Annotated in this window: 23 protein-coding genes; 13 read left to right on the forward strand and 10 right to left on the reverse strand. The window is 66.3% G+C overall.

The window, feature by feature from the left end; genetic code table 11:
- Nucleotides 1–14: 14 nt before the first annotated feature.
- Together ACFVUS_RS25720 and ACFVUS_RS25725 are read right to left on the reverse strand one after the other, a co-directional pair.
- Nucleotides 15–614, reverse strand: a complete 600-nt coding sequence (locus ACFVUS_RS25720) for an SRPBCC family protein (RefSeq protein WP_387771433.1) — start codon at nt 612–614, stop codon at nt 15–17.
- Nucleotides 604–1,575 carry an alpha/beta hydrolase gene (locus tag ACFVUS_RS25725; RefSeq protein ID WP_387771436.1) on the reverse strand — a complete coding sequence of 324 codons (972 nt, stop codon included), beginning with the start codon at nt 1,573–1,575 and terminating at the stop codon, nt 604–606. Before ACFVUS_RS25725 ends, ACFVUS_RS25720 begins: the two co-directional genes overlap by 11 nt.
- Before the next feature lie 152 nt (nt 1,576–1,727).
- On the opposite strand from ACFVUS_RS25725, the gene ACFVUS_RS25730 reads away from it, so the two are divergent.
- The 4 genes from ACFVUS_RS25730 to ACFVUS_RS25745 all read left to right on the forward strand — a co-directional run bounded on the left by ACFVUS_RS25730 (nt 1,728) and on the right by ACFVUS_RS25745 (nt 6,213).
- A complete protein-coding gene (locus ACFVUS_RS25730; RefSeq protein ID WP_387771439.1) occupies nt 1,728–2,381 on the forward strand; it encodes a TetR/AcrR family transcriptional regulator in 654 nt (217 codons plus the stop codon).
- Nucleotides 2,382–2,396: 15 nt separating this feature from the next.
- Nucleotides 2,397–3,032 carry a TetR/AcrR family transcriptional regulator gene (locus ACFVUS_RS25735; protein ID WP_387771442.1) on the forward strand — a complete coding sequence of 212 codons (636 nt, stop codon included), beginning with the start codon at nt 2,397–2,399 and terminating at the stop codon, nt 3,030–3,032.
- A 90-nt stretch (nt 3,033–3,122) separates the two neighbouring features.
- Nucleotides 3,123–4,652 (forward strand): flavin-containing monooxygenase, encoded by a 1,530-nt coding sequence (locus ACFVUS_RS25740; RefSeq protein ID WP_387771445.1) that lies wholly within the window; start codon nt 3,123–3,125, stop codon nt 4,650–4,652.
- A 49-nt stretch (nt 4,653–4,701) separates the two neighbouring features.
- Entirely contained in the window at nt 4,702–6,213 is a 1,512-nt protein-coding gene (locus tag ACFVUS_RS25745) for a phospholipase C (protein ID WP_387774681.1), read from the forward strand.
- Between the two features lie 4 nt (nt 6,214–6,217).
- Here ACFVUS_RS25745 and ACFVUS_RS25750 read toward each other — a convergent pair whose 3' ends face one another.
- Together ACFVUS_RS25750 and ACFVUS_RS25755 are read right to left on the reverse strand one after the other, a co-directional pair.
- A complete protein-coding gene (locus ACFVUS_RS25750; protein WP_387771448.1) occupies nt 6,218–6,904 on the reverse strand; it encodes a permease prefix domain 1-containing protein in 687 nt (228 codons plus the stop codon).
- Nucleotides 6,889–7,242, reverse strand: coding sequence for a PadR family transcriptional regulator (locus ACFVUS_RS25755; RefSeq protein WP_387771451.1), 354 nt, complete (start codon nt 7,240–7,242; stop codon nt 6,889–6,891). Before ACFVUS_RS25755 ends, ACFVUS_RS25750 begins: the two co-directional genes overlap by 16 nt.
- Nucleotides 7,243–7,316: 74 nt before the next feature.
- Between ACFVUS_RS25755 and ACFVUS_RS25760 the strand changes: the two genes are divergently transcribed.
- The 3 genes from ACFVUS_RS25760 to ACFVUS_RS25770 are packed head-to-tail and all read left to right on the forward strand — an operon-like array spanning nt 7,317 to nt 9,468.
- The gene (locus tag ACFVUS_RS25760) at nt 7,317–7,976 is read left to right on the forward strand and encodes an LppX_LprAFG lipoprotein (protein WP_387771454.1); all 660 of its coding nucleotides are present in this window, start codon (nt 7,317–7,319) and stop codon (nt 7,974–7,976) included.
- Between the two features lie 11 nt (nt 7,977–7,987).
- Nucleotides 7,988–8,731 (forward strand): ABC transporter ATP-binding protein, encoded by a 744-nt coding sequence (locus ACFVUS_RS25765; RefSeq protein ID WP_387771457.1) that lies wholly within the window; start codon nt 7,988–7,990, stop codon nt 8,729–8,731.
- Nucleotides 8,731–9,468: an ABC transporter permease gene (locus tag ACFVUS_RS25770; RefSeq protein WP_387771460.1), complete on the forward strand. Its 738-nt coding sequence runs from the start codon at nt 8,731–8,733 to the stop codon at nt 9,466–9,468. Before ACFVUS_RS25765 ends, ACFVUS_RS25770 begins: the two co-directional genes overlap by 1 nt.
- 53 nt (nt 9,469–9,521) lie before the next feature.
- Here ACFVUS_RS25770 and ACFVUS_RS25775 read toward each other — a convergent pair whose 3' ends face one another.
- On the reverse strand, nt 9,522–10,148 hold the full coding sequence (locus ACFVUS_RS25775; protein ID WP_387771463.1) for a TenA family protein: 627 nt from the start codon (nt 10,146–10,148) through the stop codon (nt 9,522–9,524).
- Between the two features lie 160 nt (nt 10,149–10,308).
- On the opposite strand from ACFVUS_RS25775, the gene ACFVUS_RS25780 reads away from it, so the two are divergent.
- Nucleotides 10,309–10,500: a hypothetical protein gene (locus ACFVUS_RS25780; RefSeq protein ID WP_387771466.1), complete on the forward strand. Its 192-nt coding sequence runs from the start codon at nt 10,309–10,311 to the stop codon at nt 10,498–10,500.
- Nucleotides 10,501–10,565: 65 nt separating this feature from the next.
- Here the strand turns inward: ACFVUS_RS25780 and ACFVUS_RS25785 are convergent, their stop codons facing one another.
- Entirely contained in the window at nt 10,566–12,020 is a 1,455-nt protein-coding gene (locus ACFVUS_RS25785) for a DHA2 family efflux MFS transporter permease subunit (protein ID WP_387771469.1), read from the reverse strand.
- 160 nt (nt 12,021–12,180) lie between these two features.
- On the opposite strand from ACFVUS_RS25785, the gene ACFVUS_RS25790 reads away from it, so the two are divergent.
- Both ACFVUS_RS25790 and ACFVUS_RS25795 read left to right on the forward strand, forming a co-directional pair.
- A complete protein-coding gene (locus ACFVUS_RS25790; RefSeq protein WP_387771472.1) occupies nt 12,181–12,750 on the forward strand; it encodes an NADPH-dependent FMN reductase in 570 nt (189 codons plus the stop codon).
- Nucleotides 12,751–12,794: 44 nt separating this feature from the next.
- On the forward strand, nt 12,795–15,515 hold the full coding sequence (locus ACFVUS_RS25795; protein WP_387771475.1) for an AAA family ATPase: 2,721 nt from the start codon (nt 12,795–12,797) through the stop codon (nt 15,513–15,515).
- Between the two features lie 61 nt (nt 15,516–15,576).
- On the opposite strand, the gene ACFVUS_RS25800 is transcribed toward ACFVUS_RS25795, so the two are convergent.
- On the reverse strand, nt 15,577–16,272 hold the full coding sequence (locus tag ACFVUS_RS25800; protein WP_387771478.1) for a YitT family protein: 696 nt from the start codon (nt 16,270–16,272) through the stop codon (nt 15,577–15,579).
- A 17-nt stretch (nt 16,273–16,289) separates the two neighbouring features.
- The gene (locus ACFVUS_RS25805) at nt 16,290–18,050 is read right to left on the reverse strand and encodes an adenine deaminase C-terminal domain-containing protein (RefSeq protein ID WP_387771481.1); all 1,761 of its coding nucleotides are present in this window, start codon (nt 18,048–18,050) and stop codon (nt 16,290–16,292) included.
- Nucleotides 18,051–18,210: 160 nt separating this feature from the next.
- Between ACFVUS_RS25805 and ACFVUS_RS25810 the strand changes: the two genes are divergently transcribed.
- A complete protein-coding gene (locus ACFVUS_RS25810) occupies nt 18,211–19,122 on the forward strand; it encodes a LysR family transcriptional regulator (protein WP_387771484.1) in 912 nt (303 codons plus the stop codon).
- A gap of 18 nt (nt 19,123–19,140) precedes the next feature.
- Here ACFVUS_RS25810 and ACFVUS_RS25815 read toward each other — a convergent pair whose 3' ends face one another.
- Both ACFVUS_RS25815 and ACFVUS_RS25820 read right to left on the reverse strand, forming a co-directional pair.
- Nucleotides 19,141–20,535, reverse strand: a complete 1,395-nt coding sequence (locus ACFVUS_RS25815) for a serine hydrolase domain-containing protein (RefSeq protein ID WP_387771487.1) — start codon at nt 20,533–20,535, stop codon at nt 19,141–19,143.
- A 27-nt stretch (nt 20,536–20,562) separates the two neighbouring features.
- A complete protein-coding gene (locus ACFVUS_RS25820; RefSeq protein ID WP_387771490.1) occupies nt 20,563–21,570 on the reverse strand; it encodes an alpha/beta hydrolase in 1,008 nt (335 codons plus the stop codon).
- A 250-nt stretch (nt 21,571–21,820) separates the two neighbouring features.
- Between ACFVUS_RS25820 and ACFVUS_RS25825 the strand changes: the two genes are divergently transcribed.
- On the forward strand, nt 21,821–22,861 hold the full coding sequence (locus ACFVUS_RS25825; protein WP_387771493.1) for an alpha/beta hydrolase: 1,041 nt from the start codon (nt 21,821–21,823) through the stop codon (nt 22,859–22,861).
- A gap of 109 nt (nt 22,862–22,970) precedes the next feature.
- Entirely contained in the window at nt 22,971–23,915 is a 945-nt protein-coding gene (locus ACFVUS_RS25830) for an LLM class F420-dependent oxidoreductase (RefSeq protein WP_387771495.1), read from the forward strand.
- Nucleotides 23,916–24,003: the final 88 nt, after the last annotated feature.

Below are 24,003 nucleotides of genomic sequence, written 5' to 3' on the forward strand. Positions count from 1 at the left end.
TCGGGCGGTTCGCGCTAGCACGTCCGTGCCTCGCCGCCGGCCACCTTCGCGCCGCCCAACCCGCGCACGGCCTGCACGGTGAACGACCGGTGCAGCGGCCGGGCGATCATTCGGGGCACGGGTATGCGCGGCGTCATCGCGACCCGCACGGTCAGCAACGTGGAACCCTGTGCGACCGGCTGCAATTCGTAGGATTCGACCGCGGAGACCAGCGCCGGGATCGACATGCCGATGAAGGTGTAATCCAGGCGTTCGCCCTCGCGGTAGGCGGTGAACTGTTCGCGAACGGCCATCAGCGGATTGAGCAGCACTCGCGTCGCACCGAGGCCACGGTGCGACGAGTCGTAGCGGAAGCCCGATACCCCCGGAAGCCAGGAGAAGCAGGATTCGTCGAGCAGTGCGTCGAAGACTTCCATCGGCGGCATGGGCAGTTCGGCGTATACGGACGCCGTGACGGGTGCGGTGGCGAGATAGTCATCGGTACGGTCGGCGGTCACCGGCTCCAGACGGAATCGCGATGCCGCCTGCGGCACAATCCCTTTCGGGATGTACAGCGCGGCCGCGGCCACCATCGCGGCGCCGGGCAGCAACCAGGTGCGGATATCAGATCTCATGATTCTCCTGAATGAAACGCGCCATCTCGGCGATGGCAGGACCCGACTCGGGCAGCACGCCGAAGACGGGGAAACCGTGTGGTTGGCGGTCCCACCGCTGCAAGCGGCACGGAACGCCGGCGGCAGCCAGCCGCCGGGCCATGAGTTCGGCGTCGCAGCGGAGCAATTCGGTGGTGCCGACCTGGATCAGCACCGGCGGAAGACCGCGCAGGTCCGCGTCCACCGGCGAATCGGCGTGACACCCTTGGTCGTTCACCAGAAAGCGATCCACCAGCCGTCGCACCGCGGATGGCGAGAACAGGACGTCGGTTCGGCGGTTCGGAGATTCGGCCTTGGCCGTGCAGTCGAAGTCCGTCCACGGCGACACCGCGACAATGGCACCCGGCAATGGCAGCCCCGCCGCGCCGACGGCCAGCGGGACGGCGAACGCCAGACATCCTCCGCTGGAATCACCCGCGCACACAATGCGATCCGGTCGAAATCCGCGCGCCAACAGGTATCGATGAGCCCGCACGCCGTCCGCGACGATCGCCGGGAACGGCGCGGGCAATTTTCGATACCCCACCAGGCACACCGGCAGGCCGGTCGCGCTCGACAGTCTCGCCGCCATCCCGCGGAAGGTGCGCAGGCCGCCCGCGGCGAACGCGCCGCCGTGGAAATACAGCACCGCGCCCGCAGCCGATTCCGGCGCAGCCGCGGTCGAGCACCACACCCATTCGAGGTCGAGATCCGGCAGATACACCGGCCGCCGCGACACCCCCGCCGGCGTTCGGGACAGCAGTCCCACGTAGTCGGTCAGCGCGGCCAGTCGCACATTCCACGGCCGCGCGAGTAGCGACGAGACCTCGACGACCGTGCGCGCCACCGGCCGCAAGACCGTGGTCGCCACCCGGGTTCGCCGGGTCGCGGGGCCGAATTCTTCGATCACCGGATCGTCCGCCACTGAACTATCCACGCTCATGAACGGCGACAATATGACAGTGCCGTAAGCTAAACAATAGCCTGCGCCGCCAATGACGAAGAAGCGCCGATCACCGGGGTGATAAAGTCACATCGCCCACCTTCGGGGCGGCGCCAAGCAGGCAGACTCGGATTCGAGCGGAAGAGGTGGCCGTGACGGCGGGGCGGAACACTCGCGCCAAACGGCGATACGCACCGCGGTTGACCGTCCCCGAGCGCCGGGAGCAGCTCATGGACGCCGCCATGCGCCAGATCGCCGAATCCGGATTCCAGTCCGTGAACGTCATGGCCGTGACCCGCCGCGCCGATGTGACCCGCCCGGTTTTCTATGACGCCTTCCAGGGCGTCGACGACCTGCTGCGAGCATTGCTGCAACGCGAGAGCCTGCGCGTCACCGAGCAGATCGACTCGGTCTTCCCCGCCGAAATCGCCGATCACGTAGCGGATTTCGACCTCGACAGCATTATCGGCGACTTCCTGGCCGTGGTCGTTCGCCATCCCGATACCTGGCGGCTGGTCTTCTCCGGTGCGGCGGGGCTGCCGGAATCGGTGCGGCAGTGGATCTCCGCGCACCGCGAACGCCTGCGCACCCGGCTCGCCGCGGTGCAGACCGAACTCGCCGCGACCGGCCGGGTTTCCGCCGACCTCGATATCGAGATCGCCTCCCACCTGGTGATCGGGTTCGCGGAGATGGCGAGTCGGCTGGTGCTCGAGGACCCCGATCGCTATCCCCCGCAGCGCGTCGTGGACTTCTACTCCACGACCATCGCGGCCGCGGGCAAGTTGCTCGCCGCCGATCCGGACTGAAGGGGTATGCCAGCGATGTCACCCACCGGCCGGACCGAACGCACCCGTCCCACGGCACGACAGCGGCGCGAGCAGATTCTCGATGCCGCGCTCGATCTCGTTGTGGAACAGGGGTTTCCGGGCTGCACGATGCAGTCGATCGCACGTAGCCTCGGCGTGACGCGGCCCGCGCTCTACGAGTATTACCGCGACCACGAGCAGCTGCTCGCCGACCTGGTCGCCCGCGAGCATCAGAAGATGGTCGAGCTGGTGGTGCGCTGCACCACCGTCACCGCCGCCGCGGCGGACCACGAGGACCCCGCGGCCCTGTTCGCGGCGTTCCTGCACGAATATCTCGAGGGCGTGGCCGCGACGCCGCGCACCTGGCATTTCATGCTGACTTCGCCACTGGGCGCGCCGCCGCAGGTCCGCGACGATATCGACGCACTGCGGCGGCTGGTCCTGGAACAGGTCCGATTCACGGTGCGATCGCTGCCCGAACCGTACGGCGGAGCCGATCTCGACTCCGAAATGGCGGCGCTGTCGATTATCGCGGGCGCCGAGTCCGCGGCCCGGCTGATCCTCGAGGACCCCGAACGCTTCCCGCCCGAGCGGGTGGCGGCGGTGATCTCCGCGCTGGCCCGGCATATCGCCCGGGCGTGGCCGCGCTGAGGCGCGCCTTCCGCCATCGCATTCACCTGTTGACCTACCTTACGGCTGCCTCTACTGTGCAATTTGACACCGCCGTAAGTAGGAGCAGTCGTGATCGCAGCAGCCACGCCCGCCGAGTCGGGCCAACCGCATCCAGCACCCGATTACGAGGTGGCCGTTCTCGGCGGAGGGCTGGGCGGACTCGGCGCCGGCGCGATGCTCATCCGCGCCGGAATCGACGACTTCGTGATCATCGAGGGCACCCACGCCTTCGGCGGCACCTGGCGCGACAATGTGTATCCCGATGTCGCGGTCGATGTGCCCGCCCTCGCGTATCAGTTCTCCTTCGACAAGTACTCGCAGTGGACGCGGGTATTCCCGCCGGGCGCGGAGATCCTCAGGTACACAGAACATTTCGCCGAGGAGTACGGACTGCGGGAACGCTGCCGGTTCGGCACGATGGTCGAACGCCTCGAATACGACGAAGACAGCCAGTGGTGGCGGGTGCGGACTTCGGGCGGGGTCATAACCGCGCGGTATGTCATCTCGGCGCTCGGCGGGCTCACCGAGCCGAAGCTGCCCGATGTCCCCGGTCTCGACTCGTTCCAGGGACCGGTGGTCCATTCCGCCAGGTGGCCAAAGGATCTCGACGTACCGGGCAAGCGGATCGCGCTGATCGGCACCGGGGCCAGTGCCGTGCAGATCGTGCCGTGGCTGGCCGAGCATGCCGCCGCGACCTATGTCTACCAGCGGACACCCATCTGGGTCATGCCGAAGGCGGACCTGCCGATTCCGCGATCCGCGCGCACCGCGCTGGATCGCATCCCGGGGCTGTATTCGGGCCTGTACCTTCTGGTTTCGGCTGCCACCGAGACGCTGATGACGCTGGGCGCGGTGTACAACCGGCAGTTGAAGCCGTTGACGCGGGCCGTCGAAGCGCTGGGTCGACTCTATCTTCGGTCGCAGGTTCCCGATCCGGGGCTGCGCCGGAGGCTGACCCCGCACTACGGATTCGGCTGCAAGCGACCGACGATGTCCAACAACTACTTTCGAGCCTTCGGTCGCGGTGCCGCCGATCTGGTGACAGCGCCGATAACGGACGTGACGGCCACCGGAATTCGCACGGCCGACGGGGTGCATCGCGAGGTCGACGCGATCGTGTGCGCGACCGGATTCCTGGTGACCGAGGCGGAGAACATGCCCAAGGTGCCGACCATCGGGCTCGGCGGGCAGGATCTCGGGAAATTCTGGGAAGAGCGGCGACTACAGGCGTACGAGGGCAATACGGTGCCGGGATTCCCGAACCTCTTCCAGACCTTCGCACCGTATTCGGTGATCGGCACATCGTGGCTGTTCATGATCGAATATCAAGTGACGCATGCGATTCGGGTGATCACCGAGACTCGGCAGCGGGGTGCGGTCAGCGCGGAGATCCGGCGCGAGCATCACGATGAATACTTCCGGCGCACGCTGCGCCGCATGCGCAATACCGTGTTCTACGCCGGAGCCTGCGCGGGCTCCAACAGCTACTACTTCGATCGGCACGGTGACGCACCGCTGCTGCGTCCCTCGACCATGCTCGAAGCCTGGTGGCGGGCACGGCATTTCGATCTCGACCACTACCGGTACCGGACCAGGTAGATCCGCAATCAACAGCAAAGGCACATACGACGTGGGCGTTTTCGATGGAATGAACCGCCGGGACTTTCTCGCCAGGGCAATGGCGGCCGGTGGGGCGGCGGCGGTCGCGTCCTGGGCCGGGCCGATTATCGAGCGAGCGCACGCCGCCGATCCGGCGGGCATGGGCGGGCTCGGCGATATCGAGCATTTCGTACTCCTGATGCAGGAGAACCGGTCCTTCGACCACTACTTCGGGACGTACTCCGGCGCAAGAGGTTTCGATGATCCATCGGGGGCGTGGAAACAGTTCGGCTACAGCCCCGGGGTCGGCCCGACCGCCGACGGGTACCTCCTGCCTTTCCGCCTGGACACCACTCGCGGCCCCAGCCTGGACGGCGAGTGCATCAACGATCCCGATCACAGTTGGTCCGGTATGCACCGCGCCTGGAACGGTGGCCGCAACGATCAATGGATGCCGATGTCCATCGCCAAGGTCGGCGTGGGCAATGGCCCCGCCGCCATGGGCTATTACACGCACGAGGACATCCCGGTCCATCACGATCTGGCCGATGCGTTCACGCTCTGCGACGGCTACCACTGTTCGGTGCTCGGTCCCACCGATCCCAATCGGCTGTACTGGATTTCGGCGACCATCGATCCGGACGGACGGCAGGGCGGGCCGCAGGTCATGACCAATCCGCTGATCCGCCAGAACGCGTTCAGCTGGCGCACCATGCCGGACAATCTGTCCGCGGCCGGGGTGAGTTGGAAGATCTACAACAACCGTGATGCCGGGCCGATCTCGCAGGTCTTCCTCGACGGCATGCTGGGCTCGTTCACCCAGGCCGCCGACCCGCTGTCCGAACTGGCCAGGCGGGGTAAGGATCCGGTCTACCCGAACGACTTCGCCGCCGATGTCGCGGCGGGCACGCTGCCATCGGTGTCCTGGGTGATCCCACCGCTGCTCAACTGCGAACATCCGGCGCTGCCACCGGCTTTCGGCGCGGTGGGCATCATGCAGGTGCTCGATATCCTGACCTCGAACCCCGCGGTGTGGGAGAAGACGGCGCTCATCGTCTCCTATGACGAGAACGGCGGGTTCTTCGACCACGTCACGCCGCCGACCGCGCCGCCCGGCACTCCCGGGGAGTATCTGTCGGTGGATCCGAATCGGGTCTGGGACGCGCAGGGCATCGCCGGTCCGATCGGGCTGGGCTATCGCGTGCCCTGTCTGGTGGTATCGCCCTATTCGCGTGGTGGGCTCGTGGCTTCGGAGACCTTCGACCACACGTCCCAATTGCGTTTGCTGGAAACGCGATTCGGCGTCGAAGTGCCCAATTTGACGCCGTGGCGGCGTTCGGTCACCGGCGATATGACCTCTGCCTTCGACTTCGGCTCCGCACCCGACAGTGCGCGGCCGCCGCTCACCGACCCCGCCGCCCGCGCCGACGCGGCCTTGGCGCAGTGCGGTCCCAACATCGCTCTCGGCACCGCCACCATCGGAGTCCCATATCCGGTGCCGCCCAACGAGATGCCCGTCCAGCGGCCGGGCACGCGCCGTCAACCGAGCGGCATCGTCTGAAAGGTTAGACCCGTACGGGCGATGCTCCGCCCAGGTTGCCGCCGCGCGCGGGGCCCAGCCGGGGCACGCTCGTGGCGGCAATGCTGATGCGCGCCAGGCTGACCAGCGCGCCGAGGGTCACCGGTAGGACGACCAGGTCTCGGGGGTTCTCGGCGAGCAGGGTCAGCAGGGTGATGAGCAGTGTGCCGTCGATGAGCATCGTGACCGCGGCGGTGACGAGTAAACCCTTGGCGGCCAGGCGGGTTGGGGTGCGCACCATTGCGCTCGCACGGCCGGTGGAGGCGATGGCGAGCAGCGTGAACGGGAAGCTCGCGGCCACCGCGACGGCCATCACGGCCAGGCCCACTATCGTGAGTGATCGCGGGACCGCGCTGAATGAGCCCAGCAATGCCGCTGTCCCCCACAGGGTGCCGATTACCGCTCCCATGATGGGGAAGGTGAGGCCGTAACGGTGAATTCGTTTGGAGGCCAGGACCGGAACGAATTCCTGGGCAAGGGTCGCCGGGCCGCCGAATTCCTCGATGGCGGCCGCGCTGGCGCGCTCCAGCGAAAGTCCCTGTGCGCGATAGTGGTCCACCGATTCCTGGAGTCCGTCACCGATTTCGGCGAGGATCGCCTGGCGTTCCCACCAGGTGCCGGTCAGGCCGGTGCCGAGGTCGTCCAGATATGCGTCGATTACAGTGCGGGACAAGGCTTTCCCCCCATGTCGATATTCCCCTCCATCAGTGCGCCGACCGCGGAGACGAAATCCCGCCAGGACGCCCGCTCCTGCACCAGCCGCCGATGCCCGGCGGGGCTCAGGGTGTAGGTGCGCCGCTGGCGGCCCCCTTCTGTCGACCATGCCCCGTCGATCAGCCCGGCTTGTTCGAGCCGGTGCAGTGCGGGGTAGATGGTGCCCTTGGGGAGGTCGAATTTGCCGCCGGTGCGGGTGCGAAGCGCGTCGATGACGCCGTAGCCGTGCCGGGGACCGTCGGCGAGCACGGCCAGGATCATGCCGTCCAGGTGTCCTTTCAGCACTTCTGCACTCATGGGTAGCAAGCCTACCCTTCGGGAGGAAAGTGTCCTAGCCTATGGGTAGCGTCCCTACCTATAGGAGGTTGCCGGTGCGCTACCGAATTTGGAGCGCGGTGCTCGCGCTCGCCATGGCCGGTGTGCTGACCGGCTGCGCGGACGGGTCGGGTGGGTTGCCCGATGCCGGGCTGATGATGCGCGATGCCGCGATCTCGGCGGGTGCGATGGGTTCCGCGCATCTGCTCCTGCAATCCGAGGGCACGGTGCCCGGATTCCCTTTGCGCGCACTGGAAGCCGACGTATCAGCCCGCGACGGCGGCAGTGCGGCGGGTACGGCCACGCTGCCCAGCGGATCGATAACCCGGTTCGTCTCCGATAACGGCAAGGTATTCAGCAAGTCCGACAGTGGGACGCTGACTCCGCTGCCGTCCGGATTCCCCAGTCCCAGTGGCATGGTCGGGCGCGATGGCGGGTTGGCACGCTTGCTGCGTTCGCTGCGGGACCCGAAAACCACTGCGCGTGAGGATTTCACCGGAATCGACGCGTTCAAGATCGAGGCGATGGTTCCGGCCGCCGCGCTCGCGGCGATACTGCCGGGCACCACGAAGGACGCGACCCTGACGGTGTGGGTTCGGGTGCGGGGAGCCCACATTCCGCTGCGGACCACCCTCGGCTTTCCCGAGCATCCCGACGCCCATCTGAATGTCACTGTGTCCCAATCACAGTCGCCCGGCAAGGGCAGCCGATCATGAAGGATCCCGAAATGAGCGACACCGCGATCGATGTGCGGGAGTTGAGTGTCACCCGCGGCAAGCAGCAGGTGCTGCACGAGATCACCTTCGCCGTGCCGCCGGGTAGCGTGACCGGGCTGCTCGGTCCCAGCGGGTCGGGCAAGACTACGCTGCTGCGCGCCATTGTCGGGGTGCAGCGCATTCGATCCGGCAGCGTCACCGTGCTCGGCCATCCGGCCGGAACCGCCGAATTGCGCAGGCGGGTGGGCTATGTGACGCAGCAGCCGTCGGTGTACGGGGATTTGACGATTCGCCAGAACGCCCGCTATTTCGCCAAAATCCAAGGCACCGGCGCGGCTTCGGCCGATGCCGCCATCCGCGATGTGGGTTTGGCCGATATCGCCGATCGCATGGTCGACGACCTGTCGGGCGGTCAGCGCGCCCGTGTCTCCCTGGCGTGCGCCCTGCTCGCGCACCCCGACGTGCTGATCCTGGACGAACCGACCGTGGGCCTGGATCCCGTACTGCGCCGCGATATTTGGGCGCAGTTCCACGATCTCGCCGAGGCGGGCACCACCCTGTTGGTCTCGAGTCACGTCATGGACGAGGCCGACCGCTGCGAACGCCTGCTCCTGCTGCGCGACGGCCGTCTGCTGGCCGACGAGACTCCCGCGGATCTGCGCACCGCCACCGGAGCCCAGGATCTCGAGGAAGCCTTCCTGCGGCTGATCCTGCAACAGTCCGACACCGCGACCGCGCGAAAGGTGCTCGCCTGATGTCCATTTCGCTCACCCTGGCCACCACCGCGCGGGTCCTGACCCAGGTTCGGCATGACCGCCGCACCATCGCCCTGGTCATCACCGTCCCCAGCCTGCTGTTGGCGCTGTTGCGCTACATCTTCGTGGACCGCCTGGACATCTTCGATCAGATCGGCCTGATGCTGCTCGGCATCTTCCCCTTCACGTCGATGTTTCTCATCACCAGCGTCGCCATGCTCCGCGAACGCGTCAGCGGCACCCTCGAACGCCTATTGAGCACTCCCCTGCACAAACTCGACCTACTCTTCGGCTACGCCATAGCCTTCGCCGCCCTCGCCGCGGTCCAGGCCAGCATCGCCTGCGCCATCGCCTACGGCCTGCTCGATCTCCGCACCCAGGGCAACATAGCCACGGTCCTGCTCATCGCGGTCAGCACCGCCATCCTCGGCTGCTGCACCGGCCTCCTGACCAGCGCCTTCGCCCGCACCGAATTCCAAGCCCTGCAATTCATGCCCGCCATAGTCTTCCCCCAAATCCTGCTCTGCGGCCTCATCTGGCCCCGCGCGGACATGTCCACCCCCCTCCAACTCGCCAGCGACATCATGCCCCTGCGCTACGCCGCCGAAGCCATGAGCGAAGTAGGCACCTTCCCCCTCCCCACCACCACCCTCTGGCTCGACCTCCTGATCCTCGCCCTCTTCGCCATAGCCACCCTCCTCGGCGGCGCCGCCACCCTCCGCCGCCAAAGCAACTGAACCGAAAGCACGTCAGCGGACCCAGAGGGCGGTGATCGGGAGTTGGCCGGGTATCAGGCCTCGGCCGCCGAAGCGCGGTCGGGACATACATCCCAGAACGCGAGTTCGTGGTGCATGCCGGTCAGGAATAGTTCCTCCGCGTTGTGCCCGCCCGCTTCGTCGAGCATCTGGGCGCAGCGGGCGGTGAGTGCTGCGAAGCCGGGGTCGGCGTAGGTGTCGATCCAACGTCGGTAGCGCGGGTCGGCGGGCGGGTTCGTGGCGAGGATGGCGCCGAGTGTCGAATAGCCCCACATGCAGGGGTAGAGGGCGGCCAGGCCATCGGCGTAGTTCGCGGCCGAATCCAGCAGGAACGCAGTGTATTTCGTGCACGGCTCGCCTTTGACGGCACCGTCGAGGTCGGCATCGAACTCGGCGGCCAGTTCGCGATGCAGCGAGAGCTCGTCGTGGAAGGTTCCGTGCGCGAGGTCGACCAAGTCACCGAGGTGGGCGGCGGGGGCCTGCCAGGCGAGGCGAGAGAAGACGCGAACGTAGTCGAGCAGGAACAGGTAATCCTGTTCCAACCAGGAGCGGAACACCGGCTCGGCGAGGTCGCCCTTCGCGATTCCCGCCACGGTCGGGTGCGCCAGTTGTTCCTCGACCAATGGTCGGCCGAGCTGCTCCAAACGTGCGGCAAGACTCATGCGAGAGGTCCCTCTTACTCTGTCGTTCACGGTGGCAGCGGTGCTCCGGCTGCCGGGGTCGGCACCCATTCTTGCCGGAATTGGGGGCATGACCGCGCCCAGGGCACCTTGCTACCCTCACGACTCATCGCAGCCACGTGGAGGAACTTTGTACCGTCCCATGCTGAATGTCATTGTCGGCGGCGCGTTCGCAGCCGCACTCGCCCTGCAGCCCGCGCTCGCCGCGGCCGCACCCACCGGGCTCCCGGCAGCACCCTCGACCACCGCCTCGACCCAGATCACCAGGCCGTTCGACCCCATCTGCCCGCTCTGCTTCGTCCGCGAATTCCTCGAAAGCGGTTCCGCGCGCTGACAATCCGTCCGCCGGTGCACGACACGGCTTGATGCCGGACAGCGGGCTGTCCGGCATCAAGGGCATCAGGATCGTCGGGGCAGCAGGAGGGCCGGGATCAGGGCCAGCGCCATCAGGCCCGCTGCCCAGCCGTAGGTGCCTCGGAAAGCATCTGCGAGTGGTTCGGCAATGGCATCCCGATCGGCGTTCGACACCGAATCCAGTGTCTCGCCGGGCAGACCGCGACTCATCGCCGCGGTCAGCAGGACCGAAATAGCCGCTGTTCCAATGGAGTTGGCGACCTGCTGCACGATATTGATCGCGGTGTTGGCGGCGGGGAATTGAGCGGGGTCCAGGCCACGCGACGCGGTGGTGATGGTCGGCATGATGGTGGACCCGACACCGATACCCATGACGACACCGGCGAGCGCGATCCGCCAGTACGGGCTGTCCGCCTGAATCTGGGTGGTCATCGCCGTGAATCCGATTGCCGCCAAGCCGATTCCGCCGAGCACGATGCGGCCGGGCGGGATGCGGTCGATGAGCCGTCCCGCGATCTGCATGGTGATCCCGGTGGCCAGGATCTGCGGGATACCGAACAGCCCAGCCTCGGTGGCCGAGTGCCCCCGCACCAGCTGCCAGTACAGCGGCCCGAGCAGCATGGAGCCGAAGTACGCCCCGTTGAACAGCATCAGGGTCAGTGTCGCGGACCGGAAACGACTGCGGCGGAACAGATTCAGATCAATCAACGGGTTGTCCACCCGCAGGGCACGCACCGCGAATCCGATGATCAGCAGCGCACCGGCGAGGGCGGGCACCAGGGTGGCGACAGCCGTGAAGTCAGCGCGCTCACCTCCGGTGGCGATGCCGTAGATCAGCAGCGCCAGACCGGGCGAGAGCATGGCCACGCCGGGGATATCCAATCGCCGCGAGGGTTGCGGCGCTTCGTCAGGCAGGACGCGCACCGCACCGAGCAGGGCGATGATCGCGACGGGCAGATTGATCAGGAAGATCCACCGCCAGCCCACCTGATCGACCAGCCAGCCACCCAGGACCGGCCCGGCCAACGGTCCGACCAGCACCGGGATTCCCAGTAGCGCGGTGGTTCGCCCCATCCGCGCCGGATCGGCGGCCCGCATCATGATCGTCATTCCGATCGGCATGATCATGCCGCCGCCGAACCCCTGAATCACGCGAAAAGCGATGAGGGAGGGCGCGTTCCAGGCCAGTGCCGCCAGCACCGAGCCGAGCGCGAACACCACGATGGCGGTCAGGTACAGCCGTTTGGTGCCGAATCGCCCCATCCCCCAAGCGGTCAAGGGTATGACCGTTGCCAGCGCGAGGGTGTAGCCGGTGCCGACCCAGGCGATGGTCGCCAGATCGGCGTGGAACGCACCGGCAAGGTGGTTCAAGGCCACATTGACGATCGTGGTGTCCAGCACGGTCATGAGGGAGGCGGTGATCACGACCGCCGCGGTGGCGGCCAGCGACGGTGTGCCCGCCGAGCGGCTCGCCGCGGACGGGGCATATGTCGTACTCATGGCGATGACGCTATGGACCGGGCGCCCCCGCTCTCTTCTGTCGAATGACCGGGTTCGCCCCCGCCACCGCGACCCCGGTCATTCGACAGAAGAGAAGGACCCGTCCTCGTTCCTAGCGTGAGTTCTCGTTCACTCAGCTTGTCCGAGAAGGAGAATTCCGATGTCTTCCAGCCCGTTGCGTGCGGCCGTCATCCTCGCCAGCACCCGTGAGGGCCGCTTCGGTCCCACGGTCGCGCACTGGTTCACCGATCGCGTCGCGGCCCGCACCGACTTCACCGTCGACCTCATCGATCTGGCCGAGCATCCGATGCCGGCTGTGCTGACCCGCGAACCCGCCCCCGAAATGGCCGATATCACCGCGCGATTGGACGCCGCCGACGCATTCGTGATCGTGACGCCCGAGTACAACCACAGTTTCCCGGCCTCGCTCAAAACGGTGATCGACTGGCATTACACCCAATGGCAGGCCAAGCCGGTCGGATTCGTCTCCTACGGTGGTTTAGCCGGTGGTTTGCGTGCGGTGGAGCAGCTGCGCCCCGTTTTCGCCGAGCTGCACGCGGTCACCGTTCGGGACACCGTCAGCTTCCACAATGCGTGGGATAGGTTCGGTTCCGACGGCGCACCGCTCGACCCCGGTCCCGAACTCGCCGCCAAGGCCATGCTGGATCAATTGCTGTGGTGGGGACGAGCACTGCGCCAGGCCCGCACGGCAGCGCCCTATGCGGCCTAGACCGCGCTGCTGATGATTTGCCCGCTCGCGTAGAGTTCCGGACCGTGCTTTACGGTCGTGCGCGGGAATCAGCTGTCATCGAGGAACTGCTCACCGGAGGTAGGGCTGGACGCGCCGGGATTCTCGTACTGCGGGGCGAGGCCGGAATCGGCAAGACCGAACTGCTCGGCCAGGCCGCGGCGCACGCGGGTGAACTCGGATATCGGGTGCTGCGGGTCGCGGGCACCGAGGCCGAGAGCGAATTGCCGTTCGCGGGTTTGCATATGCTGCTGGGGCGAACCCGCGACCGGATCGACAGTCTGCCGCCGGGACAGGCGTGCGCACTACGCGCGGCATTCGGTGACGAGGCGGCGGGTGAGCCGAACCGTTTCCTGGTCGGCGCGGCAGTACTGACCCTGCTCGCCGGGCTGGCCGAATCCCAGCCGCTGCTCTGCCTGATCGATGATGCGCAATGGCTCGACCGAGCCTCGTTCGACGCGCTGCTATTCCTCGCCCGTCGTCTGGACGCCGAACCGATCGTGCTGATCATCGCGGTACGCGACGGGCACCTCGCCGAACTGCACGAACTGCCCGGGCATCAGCTGGAACTGGAACGCCTCGACTCCGCCGCGGCCGCGGCACTGCTGGCGGACGGCCCGGTCGAGCTGACGCCCGCCGCCACACAGTGGATTCTCGGTGAGGCGCAAGGCAATCCGCTCGCGCTGTCGGTACTTCCCACCTTGCAACGCTCCGATCGCATGTACGCGTCGCCCTACAGCCATGGTGAGTTCCGAACGCAATATCGGATCCAGCAGGCGTTTTCGGACCGCATCGCGGCACTGCCGGAAACGACCCGGCAGCTGTTACTGATCGCCGCGATCGACGACAGCGGCGATCCGGCGCTGATCCTGGCGGCGGCCGCAGGTTCGGCAGCCGGGCACACCGATATCTCCGTCGCCGAGGCCGCCGACGTGCTCCGCGTCCAGGATGGCCGGATCGCGTTCGCCCATCCGCTGATTCGCACGGCCGTTCAGGGTGCGGTGTCGGCGGCCGAGCGCCGCGATGCCCACCGCTCCCTGGCCGCGGCGCTGCTCGGTGAGCCGTTCGGAGATCGCCGGGCCTGGCATCTCGCCGCCGCGGCCACCGAACCCGACGACGAGGTGGCGTGCCTGCTCGATCACGCCGCCGAGCGGGCGGCCGCGCGCGGCGGCGTCTCCGAGGTCTGCGCCACCTATCGGCGCGCGGCGGATCTGAGCGTGGACTCGGCGGGCAAATGCCGTCGGCTGATCGCGGCCGCGCAGGCGGCGGTCGATCTCGGTGATCTCGACCAGGCCGCGCAACTCACCGAGCAGGCCGTGCCGCTGACAACCGACCCCGGACTCCTGGCCACCCTCACCGCGCTGCGCGCGCACATCTCGCGCGAACAGGACCGCCCCGATGTCGCACACCAATCCCTACTTGCCGCAGCGTCTTTCGTGACCACCCAGGACCCGGAAACCGCGGGCAGACTGTTGTACCTGGCCGCAGACGCGGCGTGGGGAGCGGGCAACCTACCGGCGGTCGACCGCACCGCCGCCCACGCCGAATCGCTCGGTCTGCCCGGCGCGGACCGGGTGCGCGCCCTGGCCGAACTCGCGCACGGCGTCAATCCCGGCCCGGACATCAGCGCCGAGCAGGCCACCGAGGCATTGCGATTGCTGCTCGCCGCAACGCCTTCCGACCAACTGCGGGAGCGCTCGGACACCGCGTACTGGCATCTGATGCTCGCCGACATCACCGCGGCGAACGACCTGTCCACCGCCCTCGCGGCCGATTGCCGTGGCCGCGGCGCGATCGGCGTCCTCGCCCGGGCTCTCATGCTGCGGGCGCGCGCCGAATTCCTGCTCGGCCGATTCACCGCCGCGACGGCCACCGCGACCGAGGGACTGCGGCTGGCCGCCGATACCGGCCAACGCTTCATCGTCATCTACCAGTCGGCGACCCTGGCACTGCTGGCCGCCGCGCGCGGCGACGAACCGGGCTGTGCCGAATACGCGAGCGAACCCCTGGCTCGCGGCATAGCGCCCGGCAACGTCCATGCGGCCGTGGCACTGAGCCTGCTCGATCTGGGCCTGGGCCGCCCCGATGCCGCCGCCGATCGTCTGCTGGCCATGCTGGCGGGCGCCAATCGCAATGGAATCACTTCCGCCATACCGGATCTCGTCGAGGCCGCGCACCGCGCCGGACGTCTCGACGAGGCTCGCGCGGCCTTCGAGTGGTATTCCGCCTGGGCCGAGCACGTCGGCCAGCACTGGGTGGTGGCGATCGCACATCGGTGCCGAGCACTGCTGTGCGCCGATTCCGTGGACGCCGAGGACCATTTCAGCACCGCCCTACGAATCCACAACGGCCACACCGACTTCGCGTTCGAACGTGCGCGCACCGAGTTGCTGTACGGCGAATGGCTGCGCCGCGGCAAACGGCGTATCGAGGCGCGCACCCACCTGCGCACCGCCGCGGAGACGTTCCGCCGCCTCGGTGCCGAGGCCTGGGCGGATCGTGCCGACGGTGAACTCCGTGCCAGCGGCGAGACCTTGACCGCGGCCCCCGCGGCGTCCGCGGTTCTGGACCGGCTCACGCCGCAGGAGCTGCAAACCGCGCGCCTGGCAGCGAATGGACTGTCCAACAAGGAGATCGGCGCACAACTGTTCCTGAGCCCTCGCACCGTCGGGTTCCACCTGTCCAATACCTATCCGAAACTGGGCATCACCTCCCGTCGCGAGCTGGCCGCCGTTTTCCGCGACTGAGCGGTTACCACAGCATCGATGCCGGACAGTGGGCTGTCCGGCATCGACTGGAGTTATTCGGCTACGGGTTGACGACCGCTCGGGCACGGGATTTTCGAGCGGTGTATTTGCCATGTAGGTGGAAGTACAGCTTGATGTACTGGCCCACCAGAATGGCGTTGATGATCGTGCCTTCGCGGATGAAATGCGGTGCGCCCAAGCAGATCAGGCCGATGGTGGCGGACAGAGCCAGCAGGGTGCAGTCGAACGCGGTCTTGATATTGCCCCACTTCCAGCCGGTCTTCTGCTGGAGGGTGTTGACGAACATGTCGATGGGCATCAGGACCAGGTTGGCGCGGATCATCAGGAACAGGCCGAAGGCGAGCATGGCGTCGGCGAAGAACAGCAGGACGAGTTTGGGCGGGTAGGCCCCGAGGTGGATCCATGTGGTGAGCGAGAGGTTGAAGTCCAGTAGCAGGGCCAGAATCAGGGCCGGGATCATCGCGAGCAGGTTGGCGGCGCGAAATCTCTTCGGGCTCACCAGGAATGTCGCGATGAGCATGATGACTTCGAGGATGAGATTGAAGTTGCCCTGGGTGAGCGGAGGCAAAACCAGTGTCATCGTTCGAGTGAGGCTGCTCTGCGGCGAGATGCCGATACCCGCCCGAACGGCAAGGCTCAGACCGAGGGTCAGGATGTAGATTCCGGCGACGTAGGTGATCCATCGGCGCACCTTGTTTCCGTTGTCGACGACTCCGGTGTTGCTATCGTGCTGCATAACCGTTGCATCCCTTGCTATTTCATGAACCCGAAGCGGTCCAGCGAAATGAACAGCGTCAGTAGCTTGTTCACCACCGGCTCACCCTCGTTGTGATTGCCCAGCTTCGCGAGCGCGTCGTCGATGGAGCGGGTGGCCTCGACCAGTTCGGCCAGGTTCATATCGGCCATGACGCCGTAGAAGTCGAGGGGCAGAACGGCCTTCGACTCCCCGTCCTCGGTGACGATGCAGCCGCCGACCAGGGAATCGAGCTGAGCGAGGTTCTCGCGCATCTCGGCACTGTCGGAGCCCACCACCACGAAATAGGCCGACGGAGCCGGCCAGAAGGTGGAGACCGCGCCGCGATCGATCGAAACGCCCTTGAACAATCCATTGACCAGGTGCCGCTCACCCTCGGCGTAGCGCTGCACCACCGAGATCCGATTCAGCAGCGCACCTTCGTATTCGGGCACGACCACACCGTCGCGGTAGGGAACCCAGACCTCCTGGGCGAACTTGAGATGTCCGCGCCCGTACACGTCGAACAGCAGCACCTTCGCCTGCGCGCCATCCTCGGAGATCTCGAGCGGCACGAGATCCAGCTGCTCCGAACGCAAATCGCCGAGCCCGGGCCGGGCTTGCTTGGTCAGCACCGAATAGTCGATATCCGCCGGGGCCAGCAGTGCGCGATCCTTGGCGACGAGCTTGCCACCCTTGAAAACGAAGCGCGGGTTGATCTTCGAAAGACTGTCCGTCAGCACGATATCGGCGAACCGGCCCGGGCTCAGCGAGCCGAGGTCGCGATCCCGGTGGAATGAGCGCGCGGTGTATAACGTGCCCATCTTGATCGCCTGAATCGGCGGCATCCCCATCTCGATGGCCAGTGAGATGACCCAGTCGATATGCCCCTGCCGCAGTACCCGATCCACCGAGATATTGTCGGCGCAGAGTTGGAAGTTCTCGGCGGGCCAGCGCCGTTTCACGATGGCGCGCAACATGGTTCGGATCACCTCGGGGCTGCCGACGCCGAACTTGATCTGGGTATTGAGGCCGTAGCGGACGCTTTTCTCGATATCGTCCTCGTTCCAGACATCGTGGTTGTTGTCGACGCCGATGGCGGGCATGTAGTTCAGCAGCGTGTCCGAGAGCGCGGTGACGCCCCAGTGGCAGTTCACCACTCCCGCATTGGCACGGCCGAGCGCGGATTTGCGGAAGTCGTCGGCATTGCCGGTCATATACGACAGGTGCGCCAGCTCCCCCAGTCCGATGACCGGATCCATCTCCAGCATCGCCTCGGTGACCTCGGTGGAGGTCTTCTTTCCCGGCGCGAACGCGTAGAGCCGATAGGGCAGCTTGTGATGGTCGGCGAACAGCGCCCGCGCGGCCTCGACCGCCTCACCCCCTGCGGCACTGGCGAAATCGAGCGTCTCACCGAACACCGTCGTGGTTCCGCTGGGCACGATCGCCTCACCGAACGCGGCCGGATGCGCCAGCTGGGATTCGAAATGCAGATGCGCGTCGATCAGACCCGGAATCGCGTACAGGCCCTGGCCGTCGAACACTTCCCGGAACCGCACGATCGACTCGTCCGGATTCAACGCGATAATGCGCTCGCCGTGCACCAAAAGCGCTCCGGGATAGACGCTTTCAGTGTGCACGTCGAGAATGTGGAGATTGCGCAGCAGCAGGTCCGCCTCCTGCTCACCCTCCAGGATGCCGAAGATGGTGCGTACGTGATCATCCTGGGCCGCCACGGCGGCGGCGCCGGTGAGCGGGTTGTCGGTCGTCGAATCGAGCATTGGCGGTCCTCACGTCGTGTTCACGTACTTGCGGTTACGGGGCCGCATGCGGTGTCCCGTGCCTGGTACTGATGGAACTCGACCACACCGTTGCCGACAAGCATCCGTTTTCGCGCAATGTGTGCGCTTTTTTCGTACACTTCCGCGCAGGAGGTGCGCCATGCTCCATTCACGATTGCTGGAATACATCGACGAGGTGGCACGCCTCGGCTCCATTCGCGCGGCCGGGGCCCGGCTGCACGTCGCGCCGTCGGCCATCAACCGGCAAATCCTCATGCTCGAGGCCGAGTTGGATCAGCCGCTGTTCGAGCGGCTGCCCCGCGGAATGCGGCCCACCCCGGCGGGTGAGGCCCTGCTCGCGCATATCCGGGGCACGCTGCAGCAGTACCGCGAGACCGTCGCGGACATCCGCGATCTGCACGCGCTGGGCAGCGGCGAGGTCGTGATCGCCACGATGACCGGGTTGGCCAGCGGTGTGGTCGCCACCGCCGCGGCGAGTTTCCGCGCCCGCCATCCCCGGGTGCGGATCTCGATTCGCACCATGGGAACCCAGGACATCCTGCACGCGGTCGAGAACAGCGAAGCCGACCTGGGTTTGGGCTTCAACGTGCCGTCATCGACCCGGGTCGAGGTCTGCTGGCAGATGAATACCCGGCTGGGAGTCGTTGTCTCCCCGCATCATGCACTGGCGCAACTGGATACGATTCCCCTCGCGCGCTGCACCCCGTACCCGCTCATCTTCGCCGACCGCTCGATGCTCATGCACGGCATCGTCGCCGAGGCCTTCGCCAAGGCCGAGCTCGATATCGAACCGGCCTTCCACACCAACTCGATCGAGACCATGAAACGCCTGGCTACATCGGGCGAGGCGGTGGCCTTCCTCAGCGAATTCGACGTCGCCGAGGAACTGCGCGACGGCCGCCTGGCGTTCCGTCAGGTCCGAGACGCGTTCAGCAACAACGTCATCTCCCTCGTCCGCCGTGACAAGCACGGCCACGGCCTGGCCACATTTCTGCTCACCGACGAGATCATGGGCGTGCTGCAACCGGGTTCCGGCGAAGCGAACGCGTGAACCGAACGGCTCACCGCCCTATCTCGGCGTATTGCCGAGTGCGCCCAGCGCGCCGACCACCTGCCCGCCGACATCGAGCAGCAGTCGGAACACATCCACGGGAACCGGTTTTCCATTGCACCACAGGATGTTGCACGCGGTGGAGGCGTACGGACCCACGCCCAGCAGAATGCTCACGGCGGTCACCGGGTCGATCACCCTGCCGAGATCCTCGAGCCCGTGAATGGGCAGCGGCGGATCGCTGAGCGTGTACGGGTTCACGTACGGCTCGGCCGGAATGTCGGTGACCGCGGCGGTGATTCGCTGATAGAGCTCCTTGTTATCTGGGTTGCCGCTGCCGGTCAGCATGCCCACCGGATTCGCCAGATTGACCCGCAACGGCACACCCATGCGGATGATCACCATGTCGCGGCTGGGCACAATGGTGACGAACTGTCCGAGCGCACCCTCGAACGAGAACAGGTCGCGCGGTGAACCGGGGAATTGCGGGCGATCGTATTCGACCGCGGACGGCACCTCGGTGCCCCGGTAGGTGTCGCCGGAATTGAGCCAGGTCAAAAAGCCGTAGCCGGGATTGGCCGTAGTCCCGGTGGTGGCTTGGCGGATGTACTCCGCGTCGATCAGCTGCCGATCGCCCCATACGCCCTGCTGCAGCATGAGACGCCCCAGCCGCGCCAGATCGTCGGGCCGCATGGCGAGCCCGCCATTGAGCGCGGTGTTCCCGCTGCGATCGCGCAGCCACACCCAGTTGTCGCGGGCGATTCCCAAGGGCGTGAACAACTCTCGCTGCGCGAAGTCCTGGAAGTCGCTGCCGGTGGTGAGCTCCACGATCTTGGACAGCACCGCCATCACGTTCTGCGCGTATTGGAACGTGGTGCCGGGTTCGAAGTCGGCGGGTTCGGCCAAGGTTTGCAGCACCGGATCGGTGTACAGCCCGGCGATATCGGCGGGCCAGCTGAAATGCAGGCCGGTGCTCTGGGTGAGCACTTGGCGCACAGTGATATTCGCGTGCGCGGGATCGGCGCCGGGGAAGAACTTGCCGAGCGTATCGTCCACCCCGAAATACCCCAGCGTGACCGCGCGCCCGATCACCGTGGCGCTGACGCCCTTGCTGGCGCTGGCCAGCGGCAGCGGCGTATTCCCGGTGGGTGTGCGGTCACCGACGAGGCAGCCGTGCCGATAGATCTGCACCGCGACCCCGCCCGCCCCGGCTCCGAAATCCAAGGCGGCGTCGACGGCGGCGGGATCCATACTCACCTGGGCGGGATCGGCGCGCGGCAGTGACTGTCCCGCAAGGGGTTCCGCACAGGTGGTGTCGCCGGTGGCCGCGGTCGCGGGCACGGCGACCGGCGCGAACGCGGTCATCATCGCTGTGGCCACACCGGTGAACATGACAGCGCGACGGCTGGTCATCACGAAACTCCTTGTAAACGAGGGTAATCAGCGCAGCGCGTCGGCGGCCGCGTTGCGTTCGACACTGAAATAGGCCGGGTCTTCCCTGAGCCGCCACTGCGGTCCGATGAAGAATTCTTTTGCTGTCTCGTCACCGAATGCCAGATACCGCAGCCATGCCACGGCGGTCCCGGCGGATCGGTACGCGCCCGGGCCGTCGACCGGTGAAAAGTGGCTCACCCCGCGGGCGTTCGCGATCCACGCCGGAGTGCCACCCATGAGGTTGTATTCCCACCACCGCACCCAGGCGAAGTCCGGCACCACGAAATCGTTGTAGCCGGTGAGGAATAGCGTCGGCATCCCGATCAGAGCGCCGACCCCGAGCGGCCCGGGCTCGATGGCCAGCAGCCCGATGATCCGCAGCGCCGGGTCGACCAGTCCCGCGATGGGCGGGAACATCGCCGCCGCCTGCAACGTGGCCTGTCCACCGCCGGAATGCCCGGCCAATACGGTGCGGCTCAAATCGATCCTGCCGAACAGCGGCGAACTCGGATCGCGGTTCTGCGCCACCGCCGTCGCCAATCCGATCGCGGGCACATAGGCGAGCGAGTTGAAGAAGTCGTAGGCGACCACGACGACAAAGCCCTGACTCGTCCACTGCCGCACCAGGGTGTCGTAGTTTCCGGGATTCGAGGTGATGCCGCCCTCGAACAGAATCAATGGGGCACTACCCATTTCGGCGATATCGGCCGGGTAATAGGTATTGACCCCGATCGGCGACTGCAATCCGTACGGAAACGCCTGGGTGCACTGCAAATCATCGCGATTGCCGAGCGTGTGGACCACGATGTGCGCGATCATCCCCGCGACGGACTCCTGGCACGGATTGGTCACCGTCGGCGTCGCGACCTGATGCGGGCCGGAACCGTCGAAAAGGCTCTGCGCCGTTGCGCCGGAAGCGATTTCATCCGCTGCCGCCGGCGCGACAGCGAGCCATGACGCGACGACGGCGGCAATACACGCCATCGCGCCCACTCGGGCAATGGACTTCGTCATTGATGTCCCCTCGCCGGGGTTCGACGCCCCGGGCCTTACGTTCTGAAACTAAACAGTCTCGGATTCGGTACAGTAGCGCGCTGTGGTCTGCGACACAAGGGGCCGGAACTCCGCGCTGGGTCACCCGAATTCGAGCGTCGGCATGACTCATGGCATGCCCTATGCGGTGCGTGACTCACCTCGCTACTGTCGCTATCCGTATTGCTGGACTGTTGTGATCAAGATTGGGGGAGCAACGATGCTCCGGACCGTGACGCGGTCGATATTGGCCGCGCTGTCGGTGGTGCTGTTGAGCGCCGGGACCGCCGCCGCCCAGCCCGCGGACCCGAACGACCCGCCCACCTCGACCGGCCCGTTCGGCATCTGGCCCAAAACCGCGCAGGGCGATATCCACCGCGAATTCACCAGTCCCGGTACGCATCCCGTTGTCGTATCGCAGAAGCTGCATGCCTGTGACGACCTCTACGGCACCATGCAGCGCATCGGCTTCTGGCTCGCGGGCGGCAACGATGTCGACAAGATGCGTTGCACCTACGCATTCCCGCACGGGCTCGAGTCGCCGATCGGAATGCTCTACTACTACCCGGGCGATCTCGATCGGATGGCGCCCGCGCCGGTGCTGGTCTGGCTCCCCGGGCTCGACGGCGACGCCGGGCAGTACGACGCGCTCGCCCGGCTGTGGGCCAGTCGCGGATTCGTGGTCGCCATGCCCTACAACTTCGTGAATTCCTTTCCCACGGATGACCTTTGGGGCGTTCAGGCGTTGTTGGCGGAGGAGCAGCGCCCGGATTCGGCCCTGCACGGGCATCTGGATCTGAGTCGTACCGTGCTCGGTGGGCATTCCGGTGGGGCGGGCGCGACGTTCTGGGGTGCGAGTTATCTGCCCGGGCTGGCCGCTCAACTGGATCCGCGGCTGCGCATTATCGGCGGTCTCAGTGTCGGTACGGGTATCCAGGCTCCGACCGGCTTGGCGATCGACGTACCGATGCTGACCATCACCGGAAATCTCGATGTCATCACGCCGGATATGTTGTGGCCCAGGCTGATCGACTACCGGACGCTGTTCCGGGCTCCCGCCTACATCGCGTGCGCGCTCAATGGAACCCACTTCGCCGTCAACGCCGATCTGCGCAACAATCCCCCGGCGGGTTTGTCCATGGCGTGGCTCGAACACCTCGCCGGGGCCAACCCCGCCGCCGACGCGGTATTCGTCGGACCGGACTGGAGCCTGCCGCGCGATGCGGCGTTCATGGCGGTCGAGCGCAACGGGGTCGCCGACGCGCTGCGCTGAACCGTATTTCTGCGAGCCGTGACCTGCGCAGAGTTTCTTCGCCGGGGCATCAGCGGTCTGTATCGGTGGGTCGAACCCGACCACTCCCCCACCGGAAGGCCACGGCAGCATGAAATTCAGCCTCTACCTACCCACCGGACTCGGCCACAATTTCGCGAGCTTCACCGATCCGGTGGCGGCCTTCGAAACGATCACCGAACTGGCCCGGGCAGCCGATGAATCGGGATACGAAACAGTGTGGGTCGCAGACCATTTCGTATCGTTCCCGGCGGCCCCGGGCTATCTGTTCGAGAGTTGGACGACGCTGACCGCACTGGCCCGCGACACCGGGCGGATCCGAATCGGTCAGATGGTGACCGGGAACAACTATCGCAATCCTGCCCTGCAAGCCAAGATGGCTTCCACGCTCGATGTAATCTCGCACGGGAGACTGACTTTCGGCATCGGCGCGGGGTGGTACGAGGACGAATACCTCGCCTACGGGTATCCGTTCGAGGATGCTCCCACTCGACTGCGCCAGCTCGATGAGGCCGCGCACATCATTCGATCCATGTGGACTCAGCCGGAAACGACCTTCGAGGGCAAGCACTATCGAGTTCGCAACGCGCTCAACGATCCCAAAGGTGTTCAGCAACCTCATATTCCGCTGTTGATCGCCGGGTCCGGTGAGAAGGTGACGTTGAAACTGGTAGCCAAACATGCCGATGCGTGCAACGTCCAGGTCGCTCCGGAGGAACTACGGCGCAAGTACGGCATTCTCGAAACTCATTGCGCCACAATGGGTCGTGACTACTCGGGTATCACCAGGACCTCCACCAGCTACTGCATCATCGCCGACACCGACGCCCGGGCTCGCGCCCTGGTCCCGCCGTGGGCTCCCATGGTCTTTCCGGGCGAGCTGGCCGACTACGGCCTCATCGGCACCTTGGACACCATCCGCGAACGGATCGATGCCTACCGGGCCGCGGGCGTCGACGAACTACTGATCAGCTTCCACGACTCGCTCGACCCGAACGCGATCCGGGACTTCGCCGAGGAGTTCATTCACCCCTGAGACCTGCGCGAAGTTACCTTTCACCGCTCGGCCGGGTCGATACTGACGATGGCCTCGATCAGCGAGGCCCGGCCAGGGCAGGAGCAGT

The organism is Nocardia sp. NPDC058058 (assembly GCF_042885355.1).
Classification (GTDB): domain Bacteria; phylum Actinomycetota; class Actinomycetes; order Mycobacteriales; family Mycobacteriaceae; genus Nocardia.

Coding starts and splice junctions, on each gene's coding strand:
- ACFVUS_RS25720 (WP_387771433.1), bottom strand. CDS start 614: ATGAGATCTGATATCCGCACCTGGTTGCTGCCCGGCGCCGCGATGGTG.
- ACFVUS_RS25725 (WP_387771436.1), bottom strand. CDS start 1,575: ATGAGCGTGGATAGTTCAGTGGCGGACGATCCGGTGATCGAAGAATTC.
- ACFVUS_RS25735 (WP_387771442.1), top strand. CDS start 2,397: ATGTCACCCACCGGCCGGACCGAACGCACCCGTCCCACGGCACGACAG.
- ACFVUS_RS25745 (WP_387774681.1), top strand. CDS start 4,702: ATGAACCGCCGGGACTTTCTCGCCAGGGCAATGGCGGCCGGTGGGGCG.
- ACFVUS_RS25755 (WP_387771451.1), bottom strand. CDS start 7,242: ATGAGTGCAGAAGTGCTGAAAGGACACCTGGACGGCATGATCCTGGCC.
- ACFVUS_RS25765 (WP_387771457.1), top strand. CDS start 7,988: ATGAGCGACACCGCGATCGATGTGCGGGAGTTGAGTGTCACCCGCGGC.
- ACFVUS_RS25770 (WP_387771460.1), top strand. CDS start 8,731: ATGTCCATTTCGCTCACCCTGGCCACCACCGCGCGGGTCCTGACCCAG.
- ACFVUS_RS25775 (WP_387771463.1), bottom strand. CDS start 10,148: ATGAGTCTTGCCGCACGTTTGGAGCAGCTCGGCCGACCATTGGTCGAG.
- ACFVUS_RS25780 (WP_387771466.1), top strand. CDS start 10,309: ATGCTGAATGTCATTGTCGGCGGCGCGTTCGCAGCCGCACTCGCCCTG.
- ACFVUS_RS25785 (WP_387771469.1), bottom strand. CDS start 12,020: ATGAGTACGACATATGCCCCGTCCGCGGCGAGCCGCTCGGCGGGCACA.
- ACFVUS_RS25790 (WP_387771472.1), top strand. CDS start 12,181: ATGTCTTCCAGCCCGTTGCGTGCGGCCGTCATCCTCGCCAGCACCCGT.
- ACFVUS_RS25800 (WP_387771478.1), bottom strand. CDS start 16,272: ATGCAGCACGATAGCAACACCGGAGTCGTCGACAACGGAAACAAGGTG.
- ACFVUS_RS25805 (WP_387771481.1), bottom strand. CDS start 18,050: ATGCTCGATTCGACGACCGACAACCCGCTCACCGGCGCCGCCGCCGTG.
- ACFVUS_RS25810 (WP_387771484.1), top strand. CDS start 18,211: ATGCTCCATTCACGATTGCTGGAATACATCGACGAGGTGGCACGCCTC.
- ACFVUS_RS25815 (WP_387771487.1), bottom strand. CDS start 20,535: ATGACCAGCCGTCGCGCTGTCATGTTCACCGGTGTGGCCACAGCGATG.
- ACFVUS_RS25820 (WP_387771490.1), bottom strand. CDS start 21,570: ATGACGAAGTCCATTGCCCGAGTGGGCGCGATGGCGTGTATTGCCGCC.
- ACFVUS_RS25830 (WP_387771495.1), top strand. CDS start 22,971: ATGAAATTCAGCCTCTACCTACCCACCGGACTCGGCCACAATTTCGCG.